Source organism: uncultured Lentibacter sp. (assembly GCF_937123735.1).
Lineage (GTDB): Bacteria > Pseudomonadota > Alphaproteobacteria > Rhodobacterales > Rhodobacteraceae > Lentibacter.
Map to the genome: position 1 here is coordinate 105131 of NZ_CAKZKL010000004.1, position 26806 is coordinate 131936.

Genomic DNA, 26806 nt, shown 5'->3' on the forward strand with positions numbered 1-26806 from the left:
CGCGTTTGTCTCACTTTATATCTGGCATTTTACAAAAGATCACGCCATTCAGGCACAGAGCAAACCAAAACTGCAAACTTACGCCGATAAGGCCGGGAGCCAAATGCAGGTCAGACTGAAAAAGACAGTCGTTCTCGTCGGCATGATGGGAGCCGGAAAAACCGCCGTTGGCCGCGCCCTCGCGGCAAAGCTTGCCGTGCCGTTCCTGGATTCGGATGCCGAAATCACTCAGGCCGCGAATATGAGCATCCCCGAAATTTTTGCCCGCGACGGCGAGGCTTTTTTTCGGGCCCGCGAAACCGAGGTGATCCGCCGCCTGCTCAAAGCCCGCCGCAAGAGCGTGCTCTCCACGGGGGGCGGCGCTTTTCTGGCCGCCGAAAACCGGCAAATGATCTCCGATATCGGTGTGTCCGTGTTTCTGTCGGCCGATGTCGATCTGCTCTGGAGCCGGGTCGGACATAAAGACACCCGCCCGCTGTTGCGCACCGCCAATCCACGCGCCACCTTGGAAGACATCTACACCGCCCGCGCGCCGGTTTATGCCTTGGCCGATCTTGAGGTTGCCGCCGATGCAGCCTATTCGATCTCCCAAATGGCCGAGAAAGTGCTTGAGCGGCTAGAAGCGCGCGGCGATATTCTGGAGAAAGCCTGATGCTGGCCACACAACATGTCTCTCTTGGTGCGCGCAGCTATGATGTGCTCATGGGCGCAGGCCTGCTTGAGGCCGCCGGAGCTCACATCGCGCCGCTGCTCAAACGCCCCAAAGTGGCGATTGTCAGCGACGCCCATGTCGCTGAGCTTCATTTAACAACGCTCTCCAAGTCACTGGATGCAAACGGTATTACCCATTCCAACCTCTCCCTTCCGCAAGGCGAGGCCACCAAAAGCTGGGCACACCTGCAAGAGGTGGTGCACTGGCTCCTCTCCGAGCAGATCGAGCGCAATGATGTGGTCGTGGCCTTCGGCGGCGGGGTGATCGGCGATCTGGTGGGCTTTGCCGCCGCCATCCTGCGCCGCGGCGTGCGCTTCGTGCAGATCCCCACGTCGCTCCTGGCGCAGGTCGATAGCTCCGTGGGCGGCAAAACCGGCATCAACGCACCCCACGGCAAAAACCTGATCGGCGCCTTTCACCAGCCCGCGCGCGTGCTGGCCGATATCTCGGTGCTCGGCACGCTTAGCCCGCGCGATTTTCTCGCCGGCTACGGCGAAGTCGCCAAATACGGGCTTCTGGGCGATGCGGCTTTCTTCGGATGGCTGGAGGCCAACGGCCCCGCCCTCGCCACGGGCGATGAGGCGCTGCGCCTTGAGGCCGTCAAGCGCTCCGTGGCCATGAAAGCGGGCATCGTGGCCCGGGATGAAACCGAGCAAGGCGAGCGCGCCCTGCTCAACCTCGGCCACACCTTCTGCCACGCGCTGGAGGCCGCCACCGGCTATTCTGAGCGCCTGCTGCACGGCGAAGGTGTCGCCATCGGCTGCGCGCTGGCCTTTGAAACCTCCGCCCGCCTCGGCCTCTGTTCCCAAGAAGCCCCAAGCCGGGTGCGCGCCCACCTCAAAGCCATGAATATGAAAACCGACCTCTCCGACATCCCCGGCACCTTGCCCGATGCCGAAGGCCTCATCGCCCTGATGAAGCAAGACAAAAAAGTCAGCGCCGGCACGCTCAATTTCATCATGGCGCGCGACATCGGCAAAGCCTTCGTCACCGCCGATGTCCCCCACAGCGTGCTCAAATCCGTCCTCACAGACGCTCTGGCCACCCGCCTCTAACTTCTTCTGGTCAAAAATACCTCAGGGGGCGCTTCAAAAGCAAAGCTTTTGAAGCAGGGGGACAGCGTCCCCCAGCTCAACAAACCTGTGCGGCGCAGCCGCGCCTTTGGATCACGCCCGCAGCTTTTCACCCTTGGGGTCAAACGGCGGTTCCGCCAGCACGCGCGCGCGGTGCGGCTGGCCCAGAACCATCACCTCGACAGCATCGCCCGCCTTGGCCGTTCCTGCCTTCACAAAGCCAAGCGCAAGGCTCATGCCCACGGTGTAGCCATAAGCGCCCGAGCTGACACGGCCCAGAGGCTCACCGTCCTTGAAGATCGGCTCTCCCCCCGTTGCATCAGCGTTGGAGGCCGCCACATCCGCCTCGTTGAGCGCCAAAATCACAAGCTCCTCACGCGCAGGCTTGCCCATCGCCTCGGCCACAGCCGCCTTGTGCAAGAAGTCCTTGTCCAGCTTGCAAAGCCGCTCAATGCCCACCTCCTGCGGCCAGTATTCGGGCGAGTACTCGCGGCTCCAGCTGCCATAGCCCTTCTCAATCCGCAGGCTCATCAGCGCACGGCTGCCCACCGGTCCGGCCCCCAGCTCCTTACCCGCCGCGATCAGCGCCTCCCAAAGGCGCAGCTGGTCTTCGGCCGCGCAATGCAGCTCCCAGCCCAAATCGCCGGTGAAGCTCACCCGCAGCGCGATACAGTCCACCCCCGCGATCTCCACGCGCTTTGAGCGCATGAATTTGAAGTCATCGGTCTCAAAGCTCGCGTTGGACAGCCGCTGAAGCAGCGCGCGGCTCTTCGGCCCGGCCACATTAAAGCCACACATCGCCTCGGTCATGCTCTCAAAGGTCGTGCCCAGAGGCAGCGGGACCATGTCATAAAAGCGCTTCTGATAGCGCTCCGCCATGCCCGAGCTGATGATCCAGTATTCATCTTCTGCCAGCTTGGTCACAGTCGCATCGCCCGCGATCCCGCCATGCACCCCAATCAGCGGTGTCAGGCAGGAGCGCCCCACTTCGCTGGGCATCTTGTTGGCAAAGACGGCGTTAAGCCAGTCTTCCGCCCCCGGCCCCTTGCAGCGGTATTTGGCAAAATTGGAAATATCGATGATGCCCGCGTGCGCGCGCAGCCCCTTGCATTCTTCGCCCACAGGCCCCCACCAGTTCTGGCGCGTGAAGCCGTCGGTGTCTTCCGTGCCTTCCACGCCCGAATACCAAAGCGGGTGCTCCCAACCGTAGTTAAGGCCAAAGACCGCGCCCATCGCCTTCTGGCGCGCGTAAGCAGGCCGCGTGCGCACAGGCCGCCCCGCCGCGCGCTCCTCGCCGGGAAAATGGATCTTGAAGCGGTGCGCATAGACATCCTGCACCCGCGCCTTGGTAAATTTCTTGTCCGCCCAGGCGCCAAACCGCGCCATATCCCAGGCAAACATGTCATATTCCATCTCGCCCGTGGTCAGCCACTGCGCCACCATAAGCCCCATGCCCGCCGACTGGCTGAAGCCCGGAATGATCCCGTTGCAGCAGAAATAGCCCTTGAGTTCGGGCACAGGCCCCAAAATCACGTTGCTGTCGGGCGACCAGATCATCGGGCCGTTGATCACCCGCTTGATCCCGGCCGTGCCCGCCACAGGCACACGGTCAATCGCGCGCAGGATGTTTTCCTCGATGCGCTCAAGATCATCGGCAAACAGATCATGGGCAAAGTCCAGAGGCGTGCCCTCTTCGGCCCAGAAGCGCATGTCTTTCTCATAAGCGCCGATGAGCAGCCCCTTGCCCTCCTGACGCATGTAATACTCGCCGTCCCGGTCGGCAACCGAGGGCAAACGCCGCTCAATCGCGGCAATCTCGGGGATGCTCTCGGTGACAAAATACTGGTGCTCTGTGGGCTGGAGCGGCAGTTCGATCCCGGCCAGAGCGGCCACTTCACGGCCCCAGAGGCCAGCAGCGTTGATCACCCAGTCGGTGCGGATGTCGCCCTTTGGGGTGCGCACAATCCAGCTTCCGTCCGGCTGCGCCTCCGTAGCGGTGACGGGCGTGAAGCGGTGAATTTCCGCGCCCCTTTGGCGCGCGCCAGCGGCATAGGCATTGGTCACGCCCGAAGGGTCCACATTGCCCCCTGATGGCTCCCACATGATACATTTGATGCCGTCAAAGTTCACCAGCGGGTGCAGCTCTTCGGCGCGCGCACGGCTGATCTCGCCAAAATCCATGCCATAAAGCTTGGCCTTGGCCTCTTGCAGCTTGAGCTGGTGCACCCGCTCCTCGGTCTGTGCCAAATAGAGCGAGCCGGGCTGAAACACACCGCAGCTCTGGCCTGTCTCTTCTTCTAAGCTGTTGTAAAGGTTCATCGTATAGTGCTGAAGGCGGCTGATATTGGCGCTGTCATGCAAGCCATGAATGCCCGCCGCCGCGTGCCAGGTGGAGCCGCTTGTCAGCTCGTCGCGCTCCAGCAGGACAACATCTTTCCAGCCCAGCTTGGTGAGATGGTAAAGAATGGAGCAGCCAATAAGCCCGCCCCCGATAACAACAGCCTGAGCCTCTGTGCGCATGATTTTGCCTTTGCATTTGCGTTCTCTTGCAAGACACTCTCTCGCAAGCGCGGCCGATTCAGTTGCCAGTCTCCGACACTTCCCGTCGCTGTGAGGCAAACCCGCAAAAACCCGTTCGCGACACATCATGTCGCCCGCAGCAAAGAGAAACCCGGCTTGCTATTGCTTGCTCTGGCCAAAATGAAAGGGAGTCTCCATGAAAACCACAACCCGCGTCGCCATCATCGGCGGAGGTGTCGTTGGCGCATCCGTGCTCTATCACCTCACCAAGCTAGGCTGGTCCGATGTCATGTTGCTTGAGCGCTCCGAGCTGACATCCGGCTCCACATGGCACGCGGCGGGCGGCTTTCATACGCTCAACGGCGACACCAATATGGCCGCGCTGCAAGGCTACACCATCCGCCTCTATAAGGAGCTAGAAGAGCTGACAGGCCTCTCCTGCGGGCTGCACCATGTCGGCGGCGTGACGCTGGCCGAAGATCAGGACCGCTTTGACATGCTGCTCGCCGAACGCGCCAAGCACCGTTTCATGGGCCTTGAAACAGAGATCGTCACCCCCGAAGAGATCAAGAAAATCGCCCCCGTCACCAATATCGAAGGCATCGTCGGCGGGCTTTATGATCCGCTCGATGGCCACCTTGACCCCTCAGGCACAACCCACGCCTACGCCAAGGCCGCGCGCATGGGCGGCGCCACGATCGAGACGCATACAATGGTCAAGGAAACCAACCAGCGCCCCGATGGCACCTGGGATGTGGTCACCGACAAAGGCACAATTCACGCCGAACATGTGGTCAATGCCGCGGGCCTCTGGGCGCGCGAGGTGGGTGCGCTGGCGGGGGTCTACTTCCCGCTGCACCCGATGGAGCACCAATATATCGTCACCGACGAAGTGCCGCTCATCCGCGAGATGATGGCCGACGGCATCGAGCACCCCCATGTGATGGACCCGGCGGGCGAAAGCTACCTGCGCCAGGAGGGCAAGGGGCTGTGCATCGGCTTTTACGAGCAAACCTGCCGCCCCTGGGCGGTGGATGGCACAAGCTATGACTTCGGCCAGGAGCTTCTGGCCGATGATTTCGACAAGATCGAAGACAGCATCAACTTCGCTTACAACCGCTTCCCCGATCTGCAAAAAGCCGGCGTAAAATCGGTGATCCACGGCCCCTTCACCTTCGCCCCCGATGGCAACCCACTCGTCGGCCCGGTGCCCGGAATGCGCAACTACTGGTCCGCCTGCGGCGTCATGGCGGGCTTTTCCCAAGGCGGCGGCGTGGGCCTCATGCTGGCACAATGGATGGTTGAGGGCGAATGCGAGCGTGACACGATGGCCATGGATGTCGCCCGCTTCGGCGACTGGATCACACCGGGCTACACGCTGCCCAAGGTGATTGAGAACTACCAGAAGCGCTTCTCCGTCGCCTATCCCAACGAGGAGCTGCCCGCCGCACGGCCTTTCCGCCAGACGCCCATGTATGACGTGTTTGACGAAATGGGCGCTGTCTGGGGCCAGCAGTTCGGCCTTGAGGTCGTCAATTACTTCGCCGAGGGCGATGAGCCACGCTTTGAAACCCCCAGCTTCCGCCGCTCCAACGCATGGGAGGCGACAAAACGCGAGGTCAAATCCGTCCGCGAGGCCGTCGGCATCAACGAGACCCACAACTTCGGCAAATACCTTGTCACAGGCCCCAACGCCCGCGCTTGGCTTGACCGTGTCATGGCAGGCCGCGTGCCCCAGCCGGGCCGCCTATCGCTCACACCCATGCTCAGCCCCAAGGGCCGCCTCATCGGCGATTTCACCATCTCCTGCCTCGGCGAAGAAGCCTTCCAGCTCACCGCCAGCTACGGCAGCCAAGCCTACCACATGCGCTGGTTTGAGCAGAACGAAATGGACGGCGTCATCGTCGAAAACGTCTCCGACAAGCTCAACGGCTTCCAGATCGCAGGGCCAAACGCCGCAAAGGTGCTCGCCGCCTGCACCCGCGCCGATATCTCGACCATGAAGTTCATGGATGTGCGCCACATGACAGTCGGCATGGTCGATTGCGTGGTGCAGCGCGTCAGCTACACAGGGGATTTGGGTTATGAAATCTACTGTGACCCCATGGCGCAACGCGCGCTCTGGCGCACCCTCTGGGAGGCCGGCCAAGACCACGGGATGCGCCCCTTCGGGATGCGCGCGATGATGTCGCTGCGCCTCGATAAGTTCTTTGGCAGCTGGCTCTCGGAGTTCTCGCCTGACTATACCGCCGCCGAAACCGGGCTTGACCGCTTCATCAGCTTCAAGAAAAACACCGATTTCATCGGCCGCGCCGCCGCCGAGGCAGAGCGCGAGCGCGGGGCCGCGCGCAAGCTCTGCACCTTTGAAGTCGAGGCGGTGGATGCGGATGTCAATGCCTATGAGCCGATCTGGCTGGGGGGCGAGGTCGTCGGCTTTTGCACCTCGGGGGGCTATTCGCACCACGGCGAAAAGTCGATCGCACAGGGCTTTGTGCCCACAGAACACGCGCGCGAGGGGCTGGACGTCGAGATCGAGATCCTCGGCCATATGCGCAAAGCAAAGCTGATCACCACGCCGCTCTTTGATGCCGATGGCGCAAGGATGCGCGGCTGATCATGCGCCGCGCGGTCCTTCTCCCCGCGGCGGGCGCCTCCTCGCGGATGAGGGGGCGCGACAAGCTGCTGGAAGATGTGGGCGGCCAGCCCTGCCTGCGTCATCTGGCGCAGGCCGCGCTGGCCAGTGCGGACAGTGTCTTTGTGGCCCTGCCTGCGCTCGCCCATCCGCGCGCTGAGGCGCTGGCTGGTCTCGCGCTCACGCTTGTGCCCGTGCCAGATGCCGCCACAGGTATGTCCGCCGCGCTTAAGGCCGGGGCAGTGGCTGCGCGCGCTGTGCAGGCCGAGGCGCTTATGGTGCTGCCTGCCGATATGCCTGACCTCGCGCCCCACCTCGCGCCGCTCTGGGACGCCTTTGAAGCGTTCCCGGAGGGCCAGATCCTGCGGGCCTTCACCGACGGTGGCCAGGCCGGTCATCCGGTGATCTTCCCGGCGGCCTGTCTGCGGGCCTTTGCCACCCTGACCGGAGACAGCGGGGCGGCTCCGGTTCTGCGGCAGTTTGAGGCCGCGCTGGTGGCGCACAAGCTGCCCGACGCCAGCCCAACCCGTGATCTGGACACGCCACAAGATTGGGCGCAGTGGCGGGCCAGCGGCGCCCGGCCCGCGCCATCCGCAGACTGAGCCAGACGTCTTAGGGCAAAACAATAAAGAGAGGGCGCACCCGGGCGCGCCCTCTCAGGCGCCCCGAAGCGGTGGGGCGCAGCTGCATATTCCAATGATCTCTGTGATAAGGCCCCAGCGCCCTTGTCTCCAAAGGCGCTGGCGGGGTGTGTGCGCCTCAGCTGACCAAGAGCTGGGCTTCGTGCTTCTTGAGCGCGCGGCGCGCCGCAGTATAGCTCTCAATGCCCTCGGAGGTGGTCAGCTCCGGGAAGAGCTGGTAGATTTCCTCGCGCTGTGGCGCGCCCAAGCCGTCAATCACCGACTGGCCGGGCTGGAAGCTTTCTGTCCAGGCTCCGTTGCTCAAGACAACCTCGTGGTTGTCAAACATGAAGTGCAGGTAGTTCACACCAAGCGTGCCCACTTCATCCACCCCCTTGAGGCCAGTAAGATGTTTCGCCGCCGCGAGCACCTCTGTTTCCTCAAAGTAAAGCGCGCTGCGCTCGGTGTTGATCAGAATACGGTGTTGCGGGCTGACCAGAATATCATGTTCCGGCAGGTTGTTGCCCAGCGCCCCCTTCTGGATCAGAATTGGCCGCAAATGAGGCGCGCGCGCCAGTTCATGCCCGGAGAGCACCTTCTGACCGATCCAGCGGATCTCCTGAATGCCGTTGTCGCGGGTGATGATCTTGTCACCCACTTGCAGCTCTTCCACCAGCCGCTCACCGCGTGGCGTGGCAATCGCCGTGCCCGGCGTGAAGCATGGCACCACATTCTCGATCTCTTCGAAATTCATGGTCGATGTGATGTTGCCATCCACATCCAGGAACTCGACAAAACCATCTTCGCGGTCAGCGGATGTATAGGTGATGTTGAGGCTGCCACCCGGGTTCACGGCGCCGGCTGCCCCGGTCAGATCAAGCGTATCCCAATCGTTGGGGATACCATCTGCGCGCAGACCATCCGGGCCTGAGCCCCCGTCCACCATATCGCCTGCGGTAATATCGGTGAAAGTGTCACGGCCCTGGCCACCCAGCATGGTGTCCGCCCCCGCGCCACCAGACAACAGATCGTCTCCAACCACACCGTCCAGCAGGTCATCGCCAGACCCGCCAATCAGCGTGTCATCGCCCAGCGCGCCGATGGCGGTATCATCGCCGTCACCGCCCATCAGGCTGTCATTGCCGGTGCCGCCACTGATGCTGTCGTTGTCGATCCCCGCGTCAATGACGTCGTCGCCTTCGCCGCCCAGAATGGTATCGGCATCATCGCCTGTTGTGATGGTGTCATTGCCATCACCGCCATCCACAAAATCGCGGTCATTGCCCGGCAAGATGTCGGTCGCATCCGGCCCGTTGCCACCATAGCTGCTGCCACCGGCATTGATAATGTCATCGCCGTCATCACCAAAGATGCTGTCAGACCCGTGATCGCCAAAGATGCTGTCAGCGCCTGCGCCGCCGCGCACCGTGTCATCATCAATGCCCGCATCAATGGTGTCATTGCCGGTGCCACCGTCAATCTCGTCGGCATCATCGCCGGTGTTGATCAGATCATTGCCCGCACCGCCAAAGACGGTGTCCATGCCGTCATTCGGGTTGGGGTCTGACAAGATCCCCGGATAGCCGGCAATCGGCAGATTGGGGTCATCCCCGATATAATCGGAGAAAGTGTTGGTGCCAGCGTCGATGGTGTCATCGCCCTCGCCGCCGTAAATCAGGTCAGAGCCTTGCAGATCGACAATGCTGTCATTGCCGTCAGCGCCGTCAACCACATCATCGTCAATGCCGGCAAAGATCGTGTCATTGCCCGCGCCGCCGTCAATGGTATCGCGGTCATCGCCCGTCAGGATCCGGTCATCTCCCGCGCCGCCATCTACACTGTCACGGTCATCCTCGGGGTCATCGTCAAAGGGCATCCCGGGGAAGATCTGCGCATCTATCAAGGGGCGGTTGCCGCTTGCATCAAGGGTGTCATTGCCCGCGCCGCCGGAGATCACATCATCGCCATCTTCGCCGAAGATCTCGTCATCGCCCTCTTCACCGTTCAGCGCGTCATCGCCCGCACCTCCAAAGACCTCATCATTGCCCGCACCGGCAAAGACCGTGTCATTGCCCTCGCCCGCACGCACGATGTCGTCGTCTTCTTCCTCGCCCGGCAGAATTTGGTCATCCGCATCAATCCGGTCGCCATCCGGGTCGCCGGTATAGGCGATGTCAATCAGATCATCTCCCCCCGTCCCCGAGACAATCCCGTCAGGGCCAGGGCCGGCATCACCCACTTGCACGGTCACAAGTGCGGAGCTGTAGTTGCCCCCCGCATCCTCAACCGTATATTCAAAAGTATCCGTGCCGTTAAACCCGGCATTCGGTGTATAGGTCACAGTGCCATTGGCATTGATCACAACCACACCATTGGCCGGCTCGGACGCATCCACAACCGTCAGCGGATCATCCTCCGGGTCGGTGTCATTGCCCAGCACATTGATCACAACAGCCGTGTCTTCGTCGGTGACAGCCAGATCATCCACCGGCGTGGCCGGTGCATTGCCGCTGCCGCCCTCTCCCACCGTAACAGTCACCGTGGCCGAGGACACATTGCCCTGCCCGTCTGTCGCGGTGTAGGTGAAGCTGTCTGTGCCGGTAAACCCGGCATTGGGTATATAGGTCACAGTGCCATCCGGGTTCACCTCGGCCACCCCGTTCACAGCCACCCCGGCCGCCGTCACTGTCAGCGGGTCATCCTCAGGGTCGCTGTCATTTTCCAACACATTGATCACAACAGCCGTGTCTTCATCGGTGGTTGCGCTGTCATCGGTCAACACCGGGCCAAGGTTGTCGCTGGCGTCACAGGTGGAGAAATGCAGATCCGAAACCAGAACAGCCTGTTCGGCCACATTGCCGTTGGCATAGGAAATCTCGATGCTCGACACCGGGCCAGCCACCGACACAAGCGTCGAAGCCTCTTCAGAGTCAAACCCGTAATTCATTGTCTCGTTGAAAAGCATGTTGCCCGCCGAAGACACCGCAGAACCGGTGGTGAAAGTCACCGGAATTTCGTTGCCGTCCGGGCCAAAGGCGCGAATGGTCACAAGGTCTTTATGCGCATCCACCGTAGGGTCAATATCGTTGCCGCCCGCATCCACATCATTGAGACGGAACGACACGTTCTGAACGCAATCTGCAAACAGATCATTGGAGGACTCAAAGCTCAAACGTGTGGTTGAGGTCTCATCAAAGCCGCCCTCGCCGCCCTGGCCGATCAGCTTGAGAAAGGACCGGTCGTTGAAAGGCTCGCCCGTGCCAACATAGCCCGGCGCATCAAAGGTGATGCCGCTGGCCTCCTCGTCAAGCGCGGCAAAGCCAACGGTGACGGCCACGCCGCCGGTGTCGACCGTTTGTGTTGCGCCCATGTCGGTGCCGTAGGCTCCAAACAATCCCCAATTCAGTACCAGATCAGCCATACTCAAGACCCTCTATTCAACCTCGGGGAACGCCCCGTCCGCCGATTGTGAAACGCTCATCCTGATAAGACAGAGCGCCTCGTTACATTTGCGCGAAGACAGATGCAGAGAGCGGGAAGCAACAGGGCTACATGGGGCCGCGCAAGCGCAACCTCTCTTGGCAGCTCTCTCAGCATGGGCGCAAAACAGATCTTTCTGCGCCTGTGCCGCTCTTCTCGCATCTGTCTGATGCTTCGCAGTTCAGCGGTCGCCCCCGAGACCATTCACTCACTACGCCCCCCAGTTGGGCCTCACCATAATTAAGGCCAAACCGTCATACTCAAAAGCTAAATTTGTTGGGAAAACGGCAGCTTCCTTACCCCCTGGCCTCATTTGAGCTTTATTCAAATCTGTCTCAAACTGGGGTTTTCCGGCTATTGTTTCTGATATGGAAATACCCCGAAATCCGGCGTGCCAGGCTGTTTTCAGGAGCAAATTTCACCGTTTTGCGCAGAGCTCAGCGGCGCTTTGGCCCGCCAGACTGTCGCCGGTGGTGAAACAATTAATCCTCTTGTGCCTTTTTCAAAAAGGGCAAGCGCGCCACAGTTTGCCCAGGCCATTTGCCACAAAGCTGTGGAGAATGCGCCCACTGGGCCGGGATTGGCCACAATTCAAAGAAAATGCCACAATTCAAATGCGTCGAATCAAGCTCTAAATGTCTGGATTTTGTCTGCTTTGAGGCCCAAACCCGAATCATCGGCCCGCGGCACAGGCTTCAAAAAATTGGTATCAAAGGAACTGGCCACAAAAGAACAGGCCTCAAAAGAAAACAGCCCCCTGTGAAATCACAGAAGGCCGTTGTCATCCACACACCACACGCGCGGGTGTTGGGCGCATATGTGCTTGTGGTACCCAAGGCCGGACTCGAACCGGCACGCTGTCACCAGCGGGGGATTTTGAATCCCCTGCGTCTACCATTCCGCCACTTGGGCACATTGGGGCGGTTTAGCGTTTTGTGCGGGGCGCGAAAAGCCAAAAATGCACCCAAAGTGCAATCCGAACCCAAAATCTGGCCTTTGCCCGCACGCGCCGCCACCAAGACTGCTGTTTTTGGCCTCCCTTGTGCCGCGCGCGCGTGCTAGAAGCCCCAAAACCCTGACCTTGAGAGCCCAGCATGTTGCGCAGCCTGTATACTTGGACAATGCATCTCGCAGAGCACCCAAAGGCGCTCTGGTGGCTGGGGCTCATTGCCTTCCTGGAAGCCTCGGTCTTTCCCATTCCCCCTGACATCCTGATGATCCCGATGATCCTCGCGCGGCCTTCGCGCGCCTGGCTGGTGGCCAGTGTTGCCCTCTGCGGCTCGGTGCTGGGCGGGCTCTTGGGCTACGGAATCGGCGCGCTGGCCTTCACAGAACTGGGGCAGCCCATTCTTGAGAGCCTCGGCAAAGGCGATGCGGTGGCCGATTTCAACACCCGTTTCAACGGCGTGGGCTTCTGGGCCGTGCTGATCGCCGGCATGACCCCCTTTCCCTATAAGGTCATCACAATCATGTCTGGCTGGACGGCCATGCCGCTGGCCACCTTTGTTGTCACCTCCCTGCTGGCGCGGGGGCTGCGCTTTTACATTGTCGCCCTCCTGCTCTGGAAATTCGGCGCGCCCATTCGCAGCTTTATCGAGCGCCGGCTCGGGCTTATGTTCGTGTTGTTTTGCGCCCTGCTGCTGGGCGGCTTTTATGTGGTGAAATTCCTATGACCCTCTCGCGCACTCATCTGATCTTGCTCGCCGGGCTTGGCTCGGGCCTTCTGATGGCGGGTGCCCTGGGCTTTCAGTATCTGGGCGACATGCCACCGTGCAAACTCTGCTACTGGCAGCGCTACCCGCATATTGCGGCCCTTGTCATCGCGCTGGTCGGGCTGAGGGCCTCAGGGCGGGTCTGGCCCCTTCTGGGGGCCGGTGCCGCGCTCACCACCGCGGCGATCGGGCTCTATCACACCGGCGTTGAGCGCAAGCTCTGGCAAGGGCCCTCCAGCTGCTCCTCCGGCGAGATCAGCGGGCTGAGCGGGGCCGAGCTGCTCGCGCAAATTCTCTCCGCCCCCATCGTGCGCTGCGATGAAGCGCCCTGGGAGCTCTTGGGCCTGTCCATGGCCAGCTGGAACGCGGTGGCCTCCATCGTGCTGGCGCTCGTCTGGCTGGCCGCCGCCCGGCGGCGTGCCGAGGCCCCCACAGGCCCGTAGGGTGCGCAATCTCTGCGCACCGTGCGCTGCGGTAACTTAATTTCTGTTAACATTTGGCCGTTTTGGGGGGTGCACGCCCGGTGCACGCCCTGTGCACGGTTTTCACCCCCCCCTTTTTGGCCCTTTGCGCAGAGGTTAACGCTCTCGTGCGCAGCGCTCAATGGCTGGCTTTTTTGGTGCTCAACAGAAGCGATGTCTCCGAGGTGGCCACCCCTTCCAGCCTGCGTATACGGGCCAGAACGTCATCAAAACTCTCCAGGTTGTCGGTGCCAATTTCAGCGATCACATCCCAACGCCCATTGGTGCTGTGCACCGCGCGCACCGCCGAAAACCCGGCCAGCTGCCGCAGGATTTTCTCCGTCCCGCGCCCCTCGATTCCAATCATCATGAGCCCGCGCACAGGGTCGCTCAGACGGTCCTCTTTGAGCACGACGGAGTAGCCCAGAATAACCCCCCGCGCCTCCAGCCGCTCGATCCGCGCCCGCACCGTCGCCCGCGTGATTCCCAGCATCGCCGCAAGGTCAGAATGCGAGGCCCGCGCATCCTGTCGAAGGGCCGCGACAAGCCTCTGGTCCACATCGTCCATGTTGCACACTCCCTTCGCTCAATTCGGATATTTTAACGTCAATATGATCACTTTGAAAGCTGTTTACTGCCTCATATCGCACATAATCTGGGCACCATCCAAGCAAACACAGGACAGTCAGACATGCGCGATATCATCCTCATCGGCGCGCCGATGGACTCCGGAAAACGCCGTCAAGGCTGCCTCATGGGGCCTGATGCCTACCGCACCGCAGGGCTCACCGAGGCGCTCACAAACCTCGGCTACCGCCTGCGCGATTGGGGCAATCTGACCCCTGCCGAACACCCGCAAGACGACCCCGCCGGACGCATCTACAAACACCACGAAACCGTGGGCTGGACAAACCGCCTCTGGCGCGCCGCAGACGAGGCCATGGCCAAGGGTCTGCCCATCTTTCTGGGCGGCGATCACGCGCTCTCGCTCGGCTCTGTCGCCGGCGTCAACGCCTATGCAACGCGACAGAATCAACCGCAGTTCTTGCTCTGGCTGGATGCCCACACCGATTACCACACCCCGGAAACAACAGACTCAGGCAACCTCCACGGCACGCCCGTGGGCTATGTCACCGGGCGCAAGGGCTTTGGCGGCTTTCCCAAAATTGAGCGTCCCATTCCGCAAGAAAACGTGTGTATTCTGGGCCTTAGATCGGTCGATGTGGCCGAGCGCGAAGCCATGCAAGAGACCGAAATCGCCGCTTACGACATGCGTGCGATTGACGAAACCGGCATCGCAGCACCGCTGGCACAGTTCCTCGCCAAAGTGGCCAAAGCCAAAGGCGCGCTGCATGTGAGCCTCGATGTGGACTTCCTGGACCCGATGATCGCCCCTGCTGTCGGCACAACCGTGCCGGGCGGAGCCACCATCCGGGAGGCGCATCTGGTGATGGAAATGATCTGTGACAGCGGGCTGATGACCTCGCTTGATCTGGTTGAGCTCAATCCCTTTCTCGACGAGCGCGGCCGCACTGCCCAAACGATGGTCGATCTGGCCGCATCCGCCCTCGGCCGCCGCGTGTTTGACCGCCCCACACGCGCCTTTAACTAGAGGTTAAGAATTATGCTGCACCCTTCTGACAAAGCCTATGTTCCTTTCGTCTCGGTCGACAATATGATGAAGCTTGTTCACCATATTGGCCTTGAAGAGATGCTGCGCGGCCTTGCCGACGAGATCGAGCGTGATTTCCGACGCTGGGAGCTGTTTGACAAAACCCCGCGTGTGGCGTCGCATTCTGACGTTGGCGTGATCGAGCTGATGCCCACCTCCGATGGCGAGGCCTATGGCTTCAAATATGTGAACGGTCACCCCAAGAACACCTCCGAGGGGCTTCAGACCGTCACTGCCTTCGGCCTTCTGGCCGATGTTTACACGGGCTACCCGACCCTCCTCACGGAGATGACGCTGCTCACCGCCCTGCGCACCGCGGCCACCTCGGCCATGGCGGCAAAGCACCTTGCGCCCAAAGGGGCCAAGACCATGGCCATGATCGGCAATGGCGCGCAGTCCGAGTTCCAGACGCTCGCCATGAAAGCAATCATCGGGCTTGAGGCGGTGCGGCTCTATGACAGCGACCCGGCAGCCACCGAGAAGGCCGCGCGCAACCTTGAAGGCATGGGCGTGCGGGTTACCAAATGCGCCTCCGCCGAGGAAAGCATGGAAGGCGCCGAGATCATCACCACCTGCACCGCCGACAAGCAATGCGCCACCATCCTGACGGACAACATGGTCGGCGCCGGCGTGCATATCAACGCCATCGGCGGCGACTGCCCCGGCAAGACAGAATTGGCCGAGGCGATCCTGCATCGCTCTGATATCTTTGTAGAATTTCCACCCCAGACCCGCATTGAAGGCGAGATTCAGCAGCTGGCAGAAGATCACCCCGTCACCGAGCTCTGGCAGGTGATCACAGGGGCCGCCAAGGGCCGTGTGAGCGACAAGCAGATCACGCTTTTTGACAGCGTCGGCTTTGCGATCGAAGATTTTTCCGCCCTGCGCTATGTGCGCGCGCGCATCCAGGGAACTGAGTTCTTCCAAACGCTCGACATGCTGGCCGATCCGGACGATCCGCGCGATCTCTTTGGGATGCTGCGCCGCGCCAAGCCTTAAAAAAAGGAGGGCCGCAGAGGCCCCCCTAAAGTTTCGCTATTCAGGCTCACTAATTGTTACCGCTCTAAGTTTTATGCCTGCGGCCTGAACGCGTCAGGGGCGAGCGCACCCGCCCCCTAACTCTCAGGAGCACCCAGAGGTCGCTCCACATGTGTTGCATTTCATGCAGGTGCCATTGCGCACCAACGTATAGTTGCCGCAATCGCCACAGGCTTCGCCCTCATAGCCTTGCATCTTTGCTTTGGTGCGCTCGTCCATCGTCATGGCTGTTGTGCTCGTGGTTGTCGCGAGCGTCTCACTTTGCACCACCACAGCTGGTGCCGAGGTTTCTGGCACCAATGTGTTGAGCGCGCTCACAGGGTCGCCCGAGGCCATGGCCATACCGCCAAAGCTCTGGCCGCCTTGCAACACAACGAGCTCTTGGGGCAGACGCTTGCGCAGGTAACCTGTTGAGCTGATCTGCTTGAGAACCTCAAGAGATTTGGACGAGGCGCTTTCGCTCATCTCCTTGATATTGCTCACACCTTCTTCCTCGCCGCGGCCAATGTCATCAAAGCTTGCACCAGAGGGTTTCACATGCGCCAGATCGGTGCGATCCAGATAGCTGACAGCCAACTCGCGGAAAATATAGTCAAGGATCGACGTGGCATTCTTGATGCTGTCGTTGCCCTGAACCATGCCCGCTGGCTCGAACTTTGTGAAGGTAAAGGCATCAACGAACTCCTCCAGCGGCACACCATACTGAAGGCCAACCGAGACAGCGATGGCGAAATTGTTCATCATTGCGCGGAAGCCAGCGCCCTCTTTGTGCATATCAATGAAGATCTCACCGAGAGAGCCGTCTTGGTATTCGCCCGTGCGCAGGTAAACCTTGTGCCCCCCCACAACCGCCTTCTGGGTATAGCCTTTGCGGCGCTCTGGCATTTTCTCGCGGTGCGATTTGACAACTTCTTTGACGATGATCTTCTCGACGATCTTCTCTGCCAAAACGGCCGCTTTCTCTTGGGCTGACCCGGTCTCGAGAATCTCGAGCGCCTCGTCATCGTCTTCCACCAAAGCAGAGGCCAAAGGCTGGCTGAGCTTGGAGCCGTCGCGGTAAAGCGCATTGGCCTTCACACCGAGCGACCATGACAGCTCGTAGGCTTTCTGACAGTCTTCAATGGTTGCGTCGTTTGCCATATTGATGGTTTTTGAAATCGCCCCAGAGATGAAGCTTTGAGCCGCCGCCATCATGTAAATATGCGCATTTACAGAGAGATAGCGCTTGCCCTTCTTGCCGCATGGGTTCGCACAGTCAAACACGCTGTAGTGCTCTTCCTTGAGGTGGGGCGCGCCTTCCAATGTCATGGTGCCGCAAACATGATCGTTCGCTGCGTCCACATCGGCCCGGGTGTATCCAAGGTGCTTGAGCATATCAAAGGTCGGGTCGTTGAGCTTCTCCGTCGGAATCCCCAGGGTGCCCGTGCAGAACTCTTCGCCCAAAGTCCATTGGTTAAAGACAAAACGGATGTCAAAGGCCGTGCCCAAAGCCGCTTCCAGTTTATCCAGCTGCGCCTGGCCAAATCCGTGGCCGATCAGCGACGTGTGGTTGATCCCGGGCGCATTGCCCAGCGAGGCATGGCCCACCGCATAGGACACGATTTCCTCGATCTGCGCCGAGCCATAGCCCAACTTTTCAAGCGCGGCGGGAACAGACTGGTTGATGATCTTGAAATAGCCCCCACCAGCAAGCTTCTTGAACTTCACCAGCGCGAAGTCTGGCTCGATGCCCGTGGTGTCGCAGTCCATGACAAGGCCGATTGTGCCGGTCGGTGCAATCACCGATACCTGCGCGTTGCGATAGCCGTGCTTCTCACCCAGCTTCAACGCTTCATCCCAAACCGCCATGGCCAGCTCAACCATGGTGCTGTCAGGGCAGTTGGCCAGATCAAGCGGAACAGGCTTCACCTCCAGGTTCTCATACCCCTCTGTCGCGCCGTAAGCGGCGTTGCGGTGGTTGCGAATGACGCGCAGCATGTGCTCGCGGTTGCGCTCATAGCCAGCAAAGGCCCCAAGCTCGCCCGCCATCTCGGCCGATGTGGCATAAGACACACCCGTCATGATCGCGGTGAGCGCTGCACCAATGGCACGGCCCTCGGCGCTGTCATACCCAAGCCCCAGGTTCATCAAGAGCCCGCCGATGTTGGCATAGCCAAGGCCCAGCGTGCGGAAATCATAAGAGCGCTGCGCGATCTCCTTGGACGGGAATTGCGCCATCATCACAGAGATTTCCAGCGTCACAGTCCAAAGGCGCGTGGCGTGCATGTAATCTTCTGTCTGAAACTTGCCGTCTTCCAGGAAGGTCAGCAGGTTCATCGAGGCAAGGTTACAGGCCGTGTCATCGAGGAACATATACTCAGAACATGGGTTTGATCCGCGGATCTCGCCATCTTCGGGGCATGTGTGCCATTCGTTCACAGTGTCATGAAACTGGATGCCGGGATCAGCACAAGCCCAGGCTGCGTGGCCGACATCTTCCCAAAGCTTGCGGGCTTTGATGGTTTTGGCAACCGAGCCGTCTGTGCGGCGGATGAGCTCCCAATCCGCATCATCCTTCACTGCCTTGAGGAAGGCGTTGGTGACACGGATAGAGTTGTTGGAGTTCTGGCCCGAAACAGATGCGTAGGCCTCTGAGTCCCAGTCGGTGTCGTAAGTCGGGAACTCGATGGAGCCAAAGCCCTGCTTTGCATAGTCCAGCACGCGCTTGACGTATGTTTCTGGAATATGGACCTTTTTTGCCCCGCGAATAGCGGCTTTCAGCAATTCGTTTTTCTTGGGATCAACGGAATCTTCGGTTGAGCCGTCCCAAGCGCGGATGGCTGCAAAGATCTCGTTGAGCTTTTCTTCATGCAGCTTGGAGCCGGCAACGATAGAGGCAACCTTCTGCTCTTCCTTAACCTTCCAGTTGATGTATTCTTCAATATCCGGGTGGTCGGCATCGACGATGACCATCTTGGCCGCACGGCGCGTTGTGCCACCGGATTTGATCGCTCCGGCGGCGCGATCACCGATCTTGAGGAAGCCCATGAGGCCGGAAGACTTCCCGCCGCCCGAGAGCGCTTCGTTGGAGGCGCGCAGGTGGCTGAAGTTTGTGCCCGTGCCCGAGCCGTATTTGAAGAGCCGCGCCTCGCGCACCCAAAGGTCCATGATGCCGCCGTCCCCCACGAGGTCATCCTTGACCGACTGGATAAAGCAGGCGTGCGGCTGTGGGTGTTCGTAGGCTGAGGAAGACTTGGTCAGCTCGCCTGTTTTGTAGTCTACATAGTGGTGGCCCTGGCCCGGCCCGTCGATTCCGTAGGCCCAATGCAGGCCCGTGTTAAACCACTGCGGCGAATTGGGCGCAGCACGTTGTGTCGCAAGCATGAAGCGCATCTCGTCAAAATAGGCGCTGGCGTCTTCTTCGGTGGAGAAATACCCGCCTTTCCAGCCCCAGTAGGCCCATGCGCCGGCCAGCCGGTCAAAGACTTGTTTGGCAGAAATCTCGCCTGTCTTTTCGGTTGTTTCGGAGGTTGGAACCGAGCGCCAGAGAAACTCAGGCACATCCTTTTCCTTCACCTTTTTCATTTTGACCGGCACGCCCGCCTTGCGGAAATATTTCTGCGCAATCACATCAGACGCGACTTGGCTCCATTGCTTTGGCACCTCAACATCATCGAGCTTGAAAACGATCGTCCCATCCGGATTGCGAATTTCTGAACTGGTCTTCACAAATTCGACGCCTGCGTAAGCGTCTTTTCCTGCCTCGGTGAATTTTCTTTCGATTTTCATAGCTCTACCTTGCCCTCTGTGCCTGTCTTGCGACTCTTCGTTTCGAATACAGCGCCTTGCCCCACATGGGGGGTGGTCTCTGCTGTCAAAGTGCCAGAATGGAAGACAAACGACCTGCCCCGCGCGGGCTGTTCTCCGCGCAGATTTGTCAGCGCACCGAAATGCAATGTCCGTGACGATACCTGTCTTCGCCTGGCTTTAGACCCTATATCTTGTGGTCCTTGGCTCGACCCCCACAATCTGGCGTATTTTCTCGCCTTAGGTCAACGGAAACTTTTCAAAAAATTTTCCATTTATCGGTTGACGAAATGCCAGAGCGAGCGGCGGCAAGACGTGCAGGTGATTCATCCCCAATTGGTTAATGAGAGCCCAGAAGCGGGACCACGCCTGGTACACTCACGAAAGCCTTTTCTTTTTGCAGGTTTAGCCCGCCACAGGCATGGATGGGGCCTCAGGAGGGCCGATTTATACACGCCTAGGGATAACTTCCGTGCTGTCTAAAGCATCTTTAGATAGAAGTCGGAGTGCCGTATGATTTTTCGGGGAAAGGCCAGAATTGGCATGACGTCCGCCCCGCAGCGCGGCACAACGAGACCGAATCTCTGTTGGAATAGAAACCCAGTGTCAGCCCGCCACCAAGCACACATGCCCGGCGCAACGCAGTTCGCTGCGCAAAAACGCAAACGAGCCGCTGCAAAATGCAGAGGCTCGCTTTGACGATAAAGATGAATGGTCGGGACGGTAAGATTCGAACTTACGACCCCCTGTACCCAAAACAGGTGCGCTACCAGGCTGCGCTACGCCCCGGACCGAGCGCTTCTATAAGCGGCTTCTCCTAGGCTTGTAAATACGAAAACGGCCAGAAATCACTATGTCTTCAAAGTTTTCTTGTTTGCCCGCTCTTCCAGCGCGCCAGCAACAGATTCTGCGCGCGCCGCCAACTCGGCCAGTGTATCCGTGAGCGCCTCAGGAACCACGGGCACCTCTACGCGCTCCGGCTCAGGGGTGGGCATCCGGCTGAGACGCGCAATCTCGCCTTCCAGCTCGCTGATCCGCGCATCTCGCAGCTTGAGCTTGTCTTCCAGACCGGCCGTTCTGTCAGCCAGCATAAGACCCGCCATCAACAACATGCGCGGCTCCGGGAGCCGTCCGATCTGGTTTGTGAGCGCTGTCGCTTCCGCATCCAACATGGCCGCGGCACTGTGGAGATAGTGCTCTTCCCCCTCCTGACAGGCCACCTCAAAGCTGCGCCCGCCGATTTCGATCTTGATTTCCGGCATCAGAGCTCCTCCTCGAGTTTGGGTAGCTCAGCGCTTAGAGCAAGCCCGATCGTTTCCGCAATGGCCTCTGCCTCGGCTTTTTCGACCGCGCTGCTGGCGCGCAGGGCCTCAAGCTCAGCCATCATGGCTTTGTTGATGAGATGCGGATCACCCACGCCCTTCTCATTGGCCTCTCGCAGCGCCGCATTGGAGCTGCGCAACTGTGCATTGGCGGCGCGCAAGCGCTGCATCTCCATATCCAGCTTTGCGGTGGCCATGCGCTGACTTTCCAACTCGGTTTCCAGAGTCGATTGAGCGCTCTCGAACTTTTCGCGCATTTTCTTGTTGCGCTCTTCGAGCTGCGCGCTGGCAAGCCTTTCCTCTTCCAAGGCAGCTTGCACCTGCGAAAGCCCGTCGCCTTCTGGCGCGTCAGGCTGCGGCTCATAAGCCTCGGCCGCGCGCCCGATACGGTCAAGCGCCGCAGTGATACGGCGCTCCAGCTCTTCTATTTCACTCATCTGCACATCCTCAATACGCGTGCCCTTTGTTTATTTTGCTTCGCTGCTACGAATCAAACAGCCCCTCTTCTGAGTGGCCTGAGCAAAAGTTTAGGCCATATTTTCCTGATTTGCACCTCTCTGAACAAAACCACATTTGCCTCTGGGCCACAGGCTGGTAAAGACCCAGATGAAACTCTGTCATGAAATGAGGACAAAGCCTTGGATATTGCCGCTCTCCGCGCCGCCAACCCCGATCACTGGATGCGCGCTGCCGCCATCCGCGCACTCACTCTGGATGCTGTCAGCGCAGCCAATTCGGGCCATTCCGGAATGCCCATGGGCATGGCAGATGTTGCGACGGTGCTCTATGAGAAACACCTGAAGTTTGATGCCAAAGCCCCCGATTGGCCTGATCGCGACCGCTTTATTCTGTCCGCAGGGCACGGCTCCATGCTGCTTTACGCGCTGTTGCATCTGACCGGCTATGAAGACATGACACTGGAGCAGGTGAAAAATTTCCGCCAATGGGGCGCCATTACGGCGGGCCACCCTGAATATGGCCACGCCAAGGGCATTGAAACCACCACAGGCCCTCTCGGCCAGGGCATTGCCAATGCGGTGGGCTTTGCGCTTGCCGAAGAAATCCAGCGCGCCCGCTATGGCCGGAAGGTCGTTGATCACCATACCTATGTCATCGCCGGTGATGGCTGTCTCATGGAAGGGATCAGCCAGGAAGCCATCACCCTCGCGGGTCGTCAGCGGCTGGGGAAGCTCATTGTATTCTGGGACAACAACAACATCACCATTGACGGCACCGTAGAGCTATCAGACCGCACCAACCAACCGCAGCGCTTCAAATCAGCGGGCTGGCATGTGATCGAAATTGACGGTCATGACCCTGTTGCCATTGATGCGGCCATCACCAAGGCCAAGACAACCAACAAACCCAGCATGATCGCCTGCAAAACTCATATCGCCCTCGGCCACGCAGCGCAGGATACCTCAAAGGGTCATGGCGCGCTCACAGATGCTACACAGCTTTCTGATGCCAAGGCGGTCTACGGCTGGACGGGGGGGCCATTTGAGGTTCCTGCCCAGATCAAGGCAGACTGGGAAGAGATCGGCACACGCGGCGCAGAGGAGCGGACAGCCTGGGAAGCCCGCTTTGCCACCCTCTCAGGGCGCAAACAAGAAGACTTCAACCGCGCATTGGCGCGTGAGGTGCCCAAGAAGCTTTCTGCCACCATCAAAGCGCTCAAAAAACAAATTTCAGAAGATGCACCCAAAGTCGCAACGCGCAAATCTTCGGAAATGGTGCTGGAGGTGGTCAACCCGATCATGTCTGAAACTGTGGGCGGTTCAGCCGATCTCACCGGCTCCAACAACACCAAAACCGGCGATCTGGGCACGCATGACATCGACAATCGCAAAGGCCGCTACATCTACTATGGCATTCGCGAACATGCCATGGCTGCGGCGATGAACGGCATGGTGCTACACGGGGGCGTGCGTGCCTATGGCGGCACCTTCTTTACCTTCACCGATTACGCCCGCCCCTCGATGCGTCTGGCGTCCCTGATGAAGATTCCCACAGTCTTTGTTATGACCCATGACAGCATTGGCGTGGGTGAAGACGGGCCGACACACCAACCTGTTGAGCATCTCGCCATTTGCCGCGCCACGCCCAATAGCTACACCTTCCGCCCCTGCGATACGGTGGAAACGGCAGAGGCTTGGGAAATCGCGCTCAGCGCCAAAGAGACCCCATCTGTCTTGGCCCTCACGCGCCAGGGCCTGCCAACATTGCGCAAAGAGCACAAGCTGAAGAACCTCACAGCCCAGGGCGCTTATGTCATGGCCGAGGCCACGGGCAAGCGAGAGGTGATCTTGATGGCCACCGGCTCTGAGGTTTCTATTGCCATGGAGGCGCGCACAATCCTGGAGGCGGAAGGGATTGGAACCCGCGTTGTTTCTATGCCCTGCCTCGAGCTTTTTGAGCAGCAAGATGAAGCCTATCGCCGCAAGATCCTGCCCGCAGGCCCCGTGCGTGTCGCTGTGGAAGCCGCAGCCCGCCTTGGCTGGGACCGCTGGCTGACAGGTGAGCGTGGCAAAGCTGGCAAAGCCGCCTTTATCGGCATGGAAAGCTTTGGCGCTTCGGCGCCTGCCGAGCTGTTGTTCGAAAAATTCGGTCTCACCGCCGAGGCTGTTGCCCAACAGGCCAAAGCCCTTCTGTGACCTCAAACAAGGGGGGCGCTTTGCGCCCCTCTCCTTTTTGCGCCCGCAACGAGGCGCGCTCCAAAGCTGGCACGACCACAGCAGCGCCGCAAAGCAAGCCATCGGTGCATGACACAAAAAAGGCCGCCCTCGGGTGGGTCAGGCCTTGGAGCCTGTCAGCCTCTTCCAGAGCGGAGTCACCAGCTTAAGTCCCGGCGGCACCAAAAGCAGCCCGAGCAGAAAGCCGAAAACCCCATCCATCAGAGCCGTGAACGCCCAACTCAGCAAGTTCAGCGGCCCTCCCAGAGAGCTTGCCAGCCAAACGGCCCACTCTTTCACAAAATCCGACGGGCCATGCAGCCCCAATGTATGCAGCGCATGCAAGATGATGGAGCCACCCACCCAGAGCATCGCCGCCGTGCCCACAACCGTGAGCCCCCACAGGAACTTCGGCATCGCCCGCACAAGCGCCCGGCCAAACTGCCGTGTCACCGAGAAACGGCCCGTTTGAGCCATGTGCAGGCCCAGATCATCGGCTTTGACAATCAGCGCAACCGCACCATAGACGGCCACGGTGATCATCACCGCCACCGCCGCCAAAGTTGCGGCCTCCATCCAGAACCCTGTCTTGGGAATTGCGGCAAGCGCAATGGTCATGATTTCCGCTGAGAGAATAAAATCTGTCTTGATGGCCCCTTGGGCGCGCTCCTCTTCAAGGTGGGCCGGGTCATCGATGATGGGCTCCCCCCCGGTCTCGACATGATGGGAGATCCAGCCAAGGCTATGGGCGATTTTCTCAGCGCCCTCAAAGCAAAGATAGGCGCCCCCCAGCATCAGCAAAGGCGCGATGGCCCAGGGCGCAAAGTGATTGAGTGCCAGCCCAGCGGGCAAAAGAAAGAGCAATTTGTTGATCATCGAGCCACGGGCGATCCGCCAGATGATTGGCAGTTCGCGATCGGCGGAAAATCCATGCACATATTTGGGCGTCACCGCGGCATCATCAATCATGGCCCCCGCCGCCTTCGCACCGGCTTTTGCCGCCTGCCCGATCACATCATCCACCGAGGCCGCAGCCACTTTGGCAATGGCTGCCACATCATCCAACAAGGCCAACAAGCCACTCATACGTCACCTCTTATCGCTGATCCGATGGTGACAGCCCGGCAAAAAATGCGCAACCGGGAATACAAAAAGCCGCCCTCGAGCAGGTTTAACGCTAACAGGAGCGGGATTTCGCCCCGCCCCCCCTTTCGGCGAAGCGCTGGCCTCGCTATGAGCATGGCAGTTAATCGCGCAAGGAGAGACGAGATGACCATCACCGTGGGAATCAATGGCTTTGGCCGTATCGGCCGCTGTACGCTTTCACATATCGCGGCGTCCGGCCGCGAGGATGTCAAGGTTGTGAAAGTGAATGCAACGGGCCCCCTGGAGACAGCGGCACATCTGATCAAATACGACTCCGTTCATGGCCGCTTTCCCAATGAGGTCAAGATCGGTGAGCGGATGATGGATCTGGGTGCCGGAGAGATGGAAATGTTCTCCACCTATGACATGAATGCGCTCGATTGGTCGGGTGTGGACGTGGTTTTGGAGTGCACCGGCCAGTTCAATGACGGGGAAAAGGCCAAGGCCCATCTTGCGCGCGGCGCAAAGAAAGTGCTCCTGTCGGCCCCCGGCAAAAACGTGGACCGCACGATTGTTTACGGTGTCAACAATGCTGCTCTTGAAGCCGGTCACACCATGGTCTCCAACGGGTCTTGCACCACAAATTGCCTTGCCCCCGTGGCCAAAGCGCTCAATGACGCTGTCGGTATCGAAAGCGGGATCATGACAACAATCCATGCTTACACCGGCGATCAACCAACCTTGGACCGCCGCCACAAAGACCTCTACCGCGCCCGCGCTGCGGCGATGAGCATGATTCCCACATCCACAGGTGCCGCCAAAGCGCTTGGTGAGGTGCTGCCCGAGCTTGCCGGCAAGCTCGATGGCTCGGCCATTCGCGTGCCAACGCCAAACGTCAGCGCCGTCGATCTGACCTTTCAGGCGGGCAAGGATGTGAGCGAAGCCGATATCAACGAAATTCTGCGCGCCGCGGCCGAAGGGCCTATGAAAGGCGTTCTGGGTTATGAGGATGCGCCGCTTGTCTCCACCGATTTCAACCACACGGAAGAAAGCTCGATCGTCGCCCCGGCCCAAACCCGAGTTGTCGGCCGCCGCCTCGTGCGGGTATTGGCCTGGTATGACAACGAGTGGGGCTTTAGCTGCCGTATGGCCGATGTCGCCGCCATGATGGGCCGTCTCTGAACAGGGCGTTTTCCGGGCCACCGCCGCCCGACCCGCCGACAAGCTTTGTTGCGCTGCGCGCTCCTGTGAGGCATATCTTGCAGGAGCGCATTTTTAACAAGTTATGGAAGAAACGGTATGAACACTCCAATCTCGATCGGCCTCGGGCTGATGATTGTCGCGCTTTTGTGTCTGGATATGTTCTTCTTCAACTGGGGCGGAACCATATTTCTGTTGCGCAAATTGTCGGGCCTGATCGAGTGGATGGCCTTCTGGCGCTAGGCGTTCTGGCTGCCTATTTCCCAAGCCGCGCCAACAGGCGCTCGCGCACCAGAGGTGTGACAAACTTCGATATATCTCCGTCAAGGCGCGCAATTTCTTTCACGAGCTTGGAAGCAATCGCCTGATGGCGGGCTTCTGCCATCAAGAAAACCGTCTCAACGGAGTCATCCAGTGAGCGGTTCATCCCCACCATCTGGTATTCATATTCAAAGTCGGCCACAGCGCGCAACCCGCGCACAATGATCTGTGCGCCAACATCCTTGGCGCAATCGATCAGCAAGTTTTCAAACGGATGTGCAACGATTTCCGTGCCTGTCTCGCGCGAGAGCGCCTCACATTCTGACTCGATCATTTCGACACGCTCTTCCAAAGAGAAAAGCGGCCCCTTGTCGCGGTTGATGGCCACGCCAATCACCAAACGGTCAACAAGCGCTGCGCCGCGTTTGATGATATCAAGATGGCCCAAAGTGACAGGGTCAAACGTGCCTGGGTATAAACCGATACGCATTCTGGGCCTCATGGATTGGCTGCGAAAGAATATGTCGTGAAATGCCGCAGTCCGCTAGGGATTGCAACC

General features: G+C 59.8%; 20 protein-coding genes and 2 tRNA genes. 12 read left to right on the plus strand and 10 right to left on the minus strand.

Going from position 1 to position 26806, the window contains the following annotated elements:
* Positions 1-70 precede the first annotated feature (70 nt).
* Together Q0478_RS00630 and aroB are read left to right on the plus strand one after the other, a co-directional pair.
* A complete protein-coding gene (locus Q0478_RS00630) occupies positions 71-652 on the plus strand; it encodes a shikimate kinase (protein WP_298675125.1) in 582 nt (193 codons plus the stop codon).
* A complete protein-coding gene (gene aroB / locus Q0478_RS00635; protein ID WP_298674989.1) occupies positions 652-1767 on the plus strand; it encodes a 3-dehydroquinate synthase in 1116 nt (371 codons plus the stop codon). The genes Q0478_RS00630 and aroB overlap by 1 nt, the downstream gene beginning before the upstream one ends.
* Positions 1768-1878: 111 nt before the next feature.
* On the opposite strand, the gene Q0478_RS00640 is transcribed toward aroB, so the two are convergent.
* Positions 1879-4305, minus strand: coding sequence for an FAD-dependent oxidoreductase (locus Q0478_RS00640; RefSeq protein WP_298674992.1), 2427 nt, complete (start codon positions 4303-4305; stop codon positions 1879-1881).
* 196 nt (positions 4306-4501) lie between these two features.
* Here Q0478_RS00640 and Q0478_RS00645 point away from each other — a divergent pair, with 196 nt between their 5' ends.
* Positions 4502-6919 (plus strand): FAD-dependent oxidoreductase, encoded by a 2418-nt coding sequence (locus Q0478_RS00645; protein WP_298674995.1) that lies wholly within the window; start codon positions 4502-4504, stop codon positions 6917-6919.
* Positions 6920-6921: 2 nt separating this feature from the next.
* Positions 6922-7539 carry a nucleotidyltransferase family protein gene (locus tag Q0478_RS00650; protein WP_298674997.1) on the plus strand — a complete coding sequence of 206 codons (618 nt, stop codon included), beginning with the start codon at positions 6922-6924 and terminating at the stop codon, positions 7537-7539.
* Between the two features lie 157 nt (positions 7540-7696).
* On the opposite strand, the gene Q0478_RS00655 is transcribed toward Q0478_RS00650, so the two are convergent.
* Positions 7697-10978, minus strand: coding sequence for a Hint domain-containing protein (locus Q0478_RS00655; protein ID WP_298675000.1), 3282 nt, complete (start codon positions 10976-10978; stop codon positions 7697-7699).
* A gap of 507 nt (positions 10979-11485) precedes the next feature.
* Here Q0478_RS00655 and Q0478_RS00660 point away from each other — a divergent pair.
* Entirely contained in the window at positions 11486-11800 is a 315-nt protein-coding gene (locus Q0478_RS00660; RefSeq protein ID WP_298675003.1) for a hypothetical protein, read from the plus strand.
* A 63-nt stretch (positions 11801-11863) separates the two neighbouring features.
* On the opposite strand, the gene Q0478_RS00665 is transcribed toward Q0478_RS00660, so the two are convergent.
* Positions 11864-11949 (minus strand) — tRNA-Leu (locus Q0478_RS00665).
* A 182-nt stretch (positions 11950-12131) separates the two neighbouring features.
* Between Q0478_RS00665 and Q0478_RS00670 the strand changes: the two genes are divergently transcribed.
* The gene (locus tag Q0478_RS00670) at positions 12132-12710 is read left to right on the plus strand and encodes a VTT domain-containing protein (protein WP_298675005.1); all 579 of its coding nucleotides are present in this window, start codon (positions 12132-12134) and stop codon (positions 12708-12710) included.
* The gene (locus Q0478_RS00675) at positions 12707-13192 is read left to right on the plus strand and encodes a disulfide bond formation protein B (protein WP_298675008.1); all 486 of its coding nucleotides are present in this window, start codon (positions 12707-12709) and stop codon (positions 13190-13192) included. Before Q0478_RS00670 ends, Q0478_RS00675 begins: the two co-directional genes overlap by 4 nt.
* Positions 13193-13349: 157 nt before the next feature.
* Here Q0478_RS00675 and Q0478_RS00680 read toward each other — a convergent pair whose 3' ends face one another.
* Positions 13350-13778 (minus strand): Lrp/AsnC family transcriptional regulator, encoded by a 429-nt coding sequence (locus Q0478_RS00680; protein WP_298675010.1) that lies wholly within the window; start codon positions 13776-13778, stop codon positions 13350-13352.
* Between the two features lie 123 nt (positions 13779-13901).
* Here Q0478_RS00680 and rocF point away from each other — a divergent pair, with 123 nt between their 5' ends.
* Both rocF and Q0478_RS00690 read left to right on the plus strand, forming a co-directional pair.
* Positions 13902-14822, plus strand: a complete 921-nt coding sequence (rocF, locus tag Q0478_RS00685) for an arginase (protein WP_298675013.1) — start codon at positions 13902-13904, stop codon at positions 14820-14822.
* Positions 14823-14834: 12 nt separating this feature from the next.
* On the plus strand, positions 14835-15881 hold the full coding sequence (locus Q0478_RS00690) for an ornithine cyclodeaminase (protein WP_298675016.1): 1047 nt from the start codon (positions 14835-14837) through the stop codon (positions 15879-15881).
* A 123-nt stretch (positions 15882-16004) separates the two neighbouring features.
* On the opposite strand, the gene Q0478_RS00695 is transcribed toward Q0478_RS00690, so the two are convergent.
* From Q0478_RS00695 to Q0478_RS00710, 4 genes are all read right to left on the minus strand, one after another.
* Positions 16005-19688, minus strand: a complete 3684-nt coding sequence (locus Q0478_RS00695; RefSeq protein ID WP_298675019.1) for a vitamin B12-dependent ribonucleotide reductase — start codon at positions 19686-19688, stop codon at positions 16005-16007.
* A 730-nt stretch (positions 19689-20418) separates the two neighbouring features.
* Positions 20419-20495, minus strand: a tRNA-Pro gene (locus tag Q0478_RS00700).
* A gap of 62 nt (positions 20496-20557) precedes the next feature.
* Positions 20558-20968 (minus strand): cell division protein ZapA, encoded by a 411-nt coding sequence (locus Q0478_RS00705; protein WP_298675022.1) that lies wholly within the window; start codon positions 20966-20968, stop codon positions 20558-20560.
* Complete coding sequence (locus Q0478_RS00710; protein ID WP_298675024.1) at positions 20968-21465, minus strand: hypothetical protein; 498 nt, start codon at positions 21463-21465, stop codon at positions 20968-20970. The genes Q0478_RS00705 and Q0478_RS00710 overlap by 1 nt, the downstream gene beginning before the upstream one ends.
* Before the next feature lie 201 nt (positions 21466-21666).
* On the opposite strand from Q0478_RS00710, the gene tkt reads away from it, so the two are divergent.
* Positions 21667-23682 carry a transketolase gene (tkt, locus tag Q0478_RS00715; RefSeq protein ID WP_298675027.1) on the plus strand — a complete coding sequence of 672 codons (2016 nt, stop codon included), beginning with the start codon at positions 21667-21669 and terminating at the stop codon, positions 23680-23682.
* A 138-nt stretch (positions 23683-23820) separates the two neighbouring features.
* Here tkt and Q0478_RS00720 read toward each other — a convergent pair whose 3' ends face one another.
* Complete coding sequence (locus tag Q0478_RS00720; RefSeq protein ID WP_298675030.1) at positions 23821-24786, minus strand: DUF808 domain-containing protein; 966 nt, start codon at positions 24784-24786, stop codon at positions 23821-23823.
* Positions 24787-24969: 183 nt separating this feature from the next.
* Here Q0478_RS00720 and gap point away from each other — a divergent pair, with 183 nt between their 5' ends.
* On the plus strand, positions 24970-25968 hold the full coding sequence (gene gap, locus Q0478_RS00725) for a type I glyceraldehyde-3-phosphate dehydrogenase (RefSeq protein WP_298675032.1): 999 nt from the start codon (positions 24970-24972) through the stop codon (positions 25966-25968).
* Positions 25969-26085: 117 nt separating this feature from the next.
* The gene (locus Q0478_RS00730; protein ID WP_298675035.1) at positions 26086-26229 is read left to right on the plus strand and encodes a hypothetical protein; all 144 of its coding nucleotides are present in this window, start codon (positions 26086-26088) and stop codon (positions 26227-26229) included.
* 13 nt (positions 26230-26242) lie between these two features.
* Here the strand turns inward: Q0478_RS00730 and coaD are convergent, their stop codons facing one another.
* Positions 26243-26737 carry a pantetheine-phosphate adenylyltransferase gene (gene coaD / locus Q0478_RS00735; RefSeq protein ID WP_298675037.1) on the minus strand — a complete coding sequence of 165 codons (495 nt, stop codon included), beginning with the start codon at positions 26735-26737 and terminating at the stop codon, positions 26243-26245.
* Positions 26738-26806 lie beyond the last annotated feature (69 nt).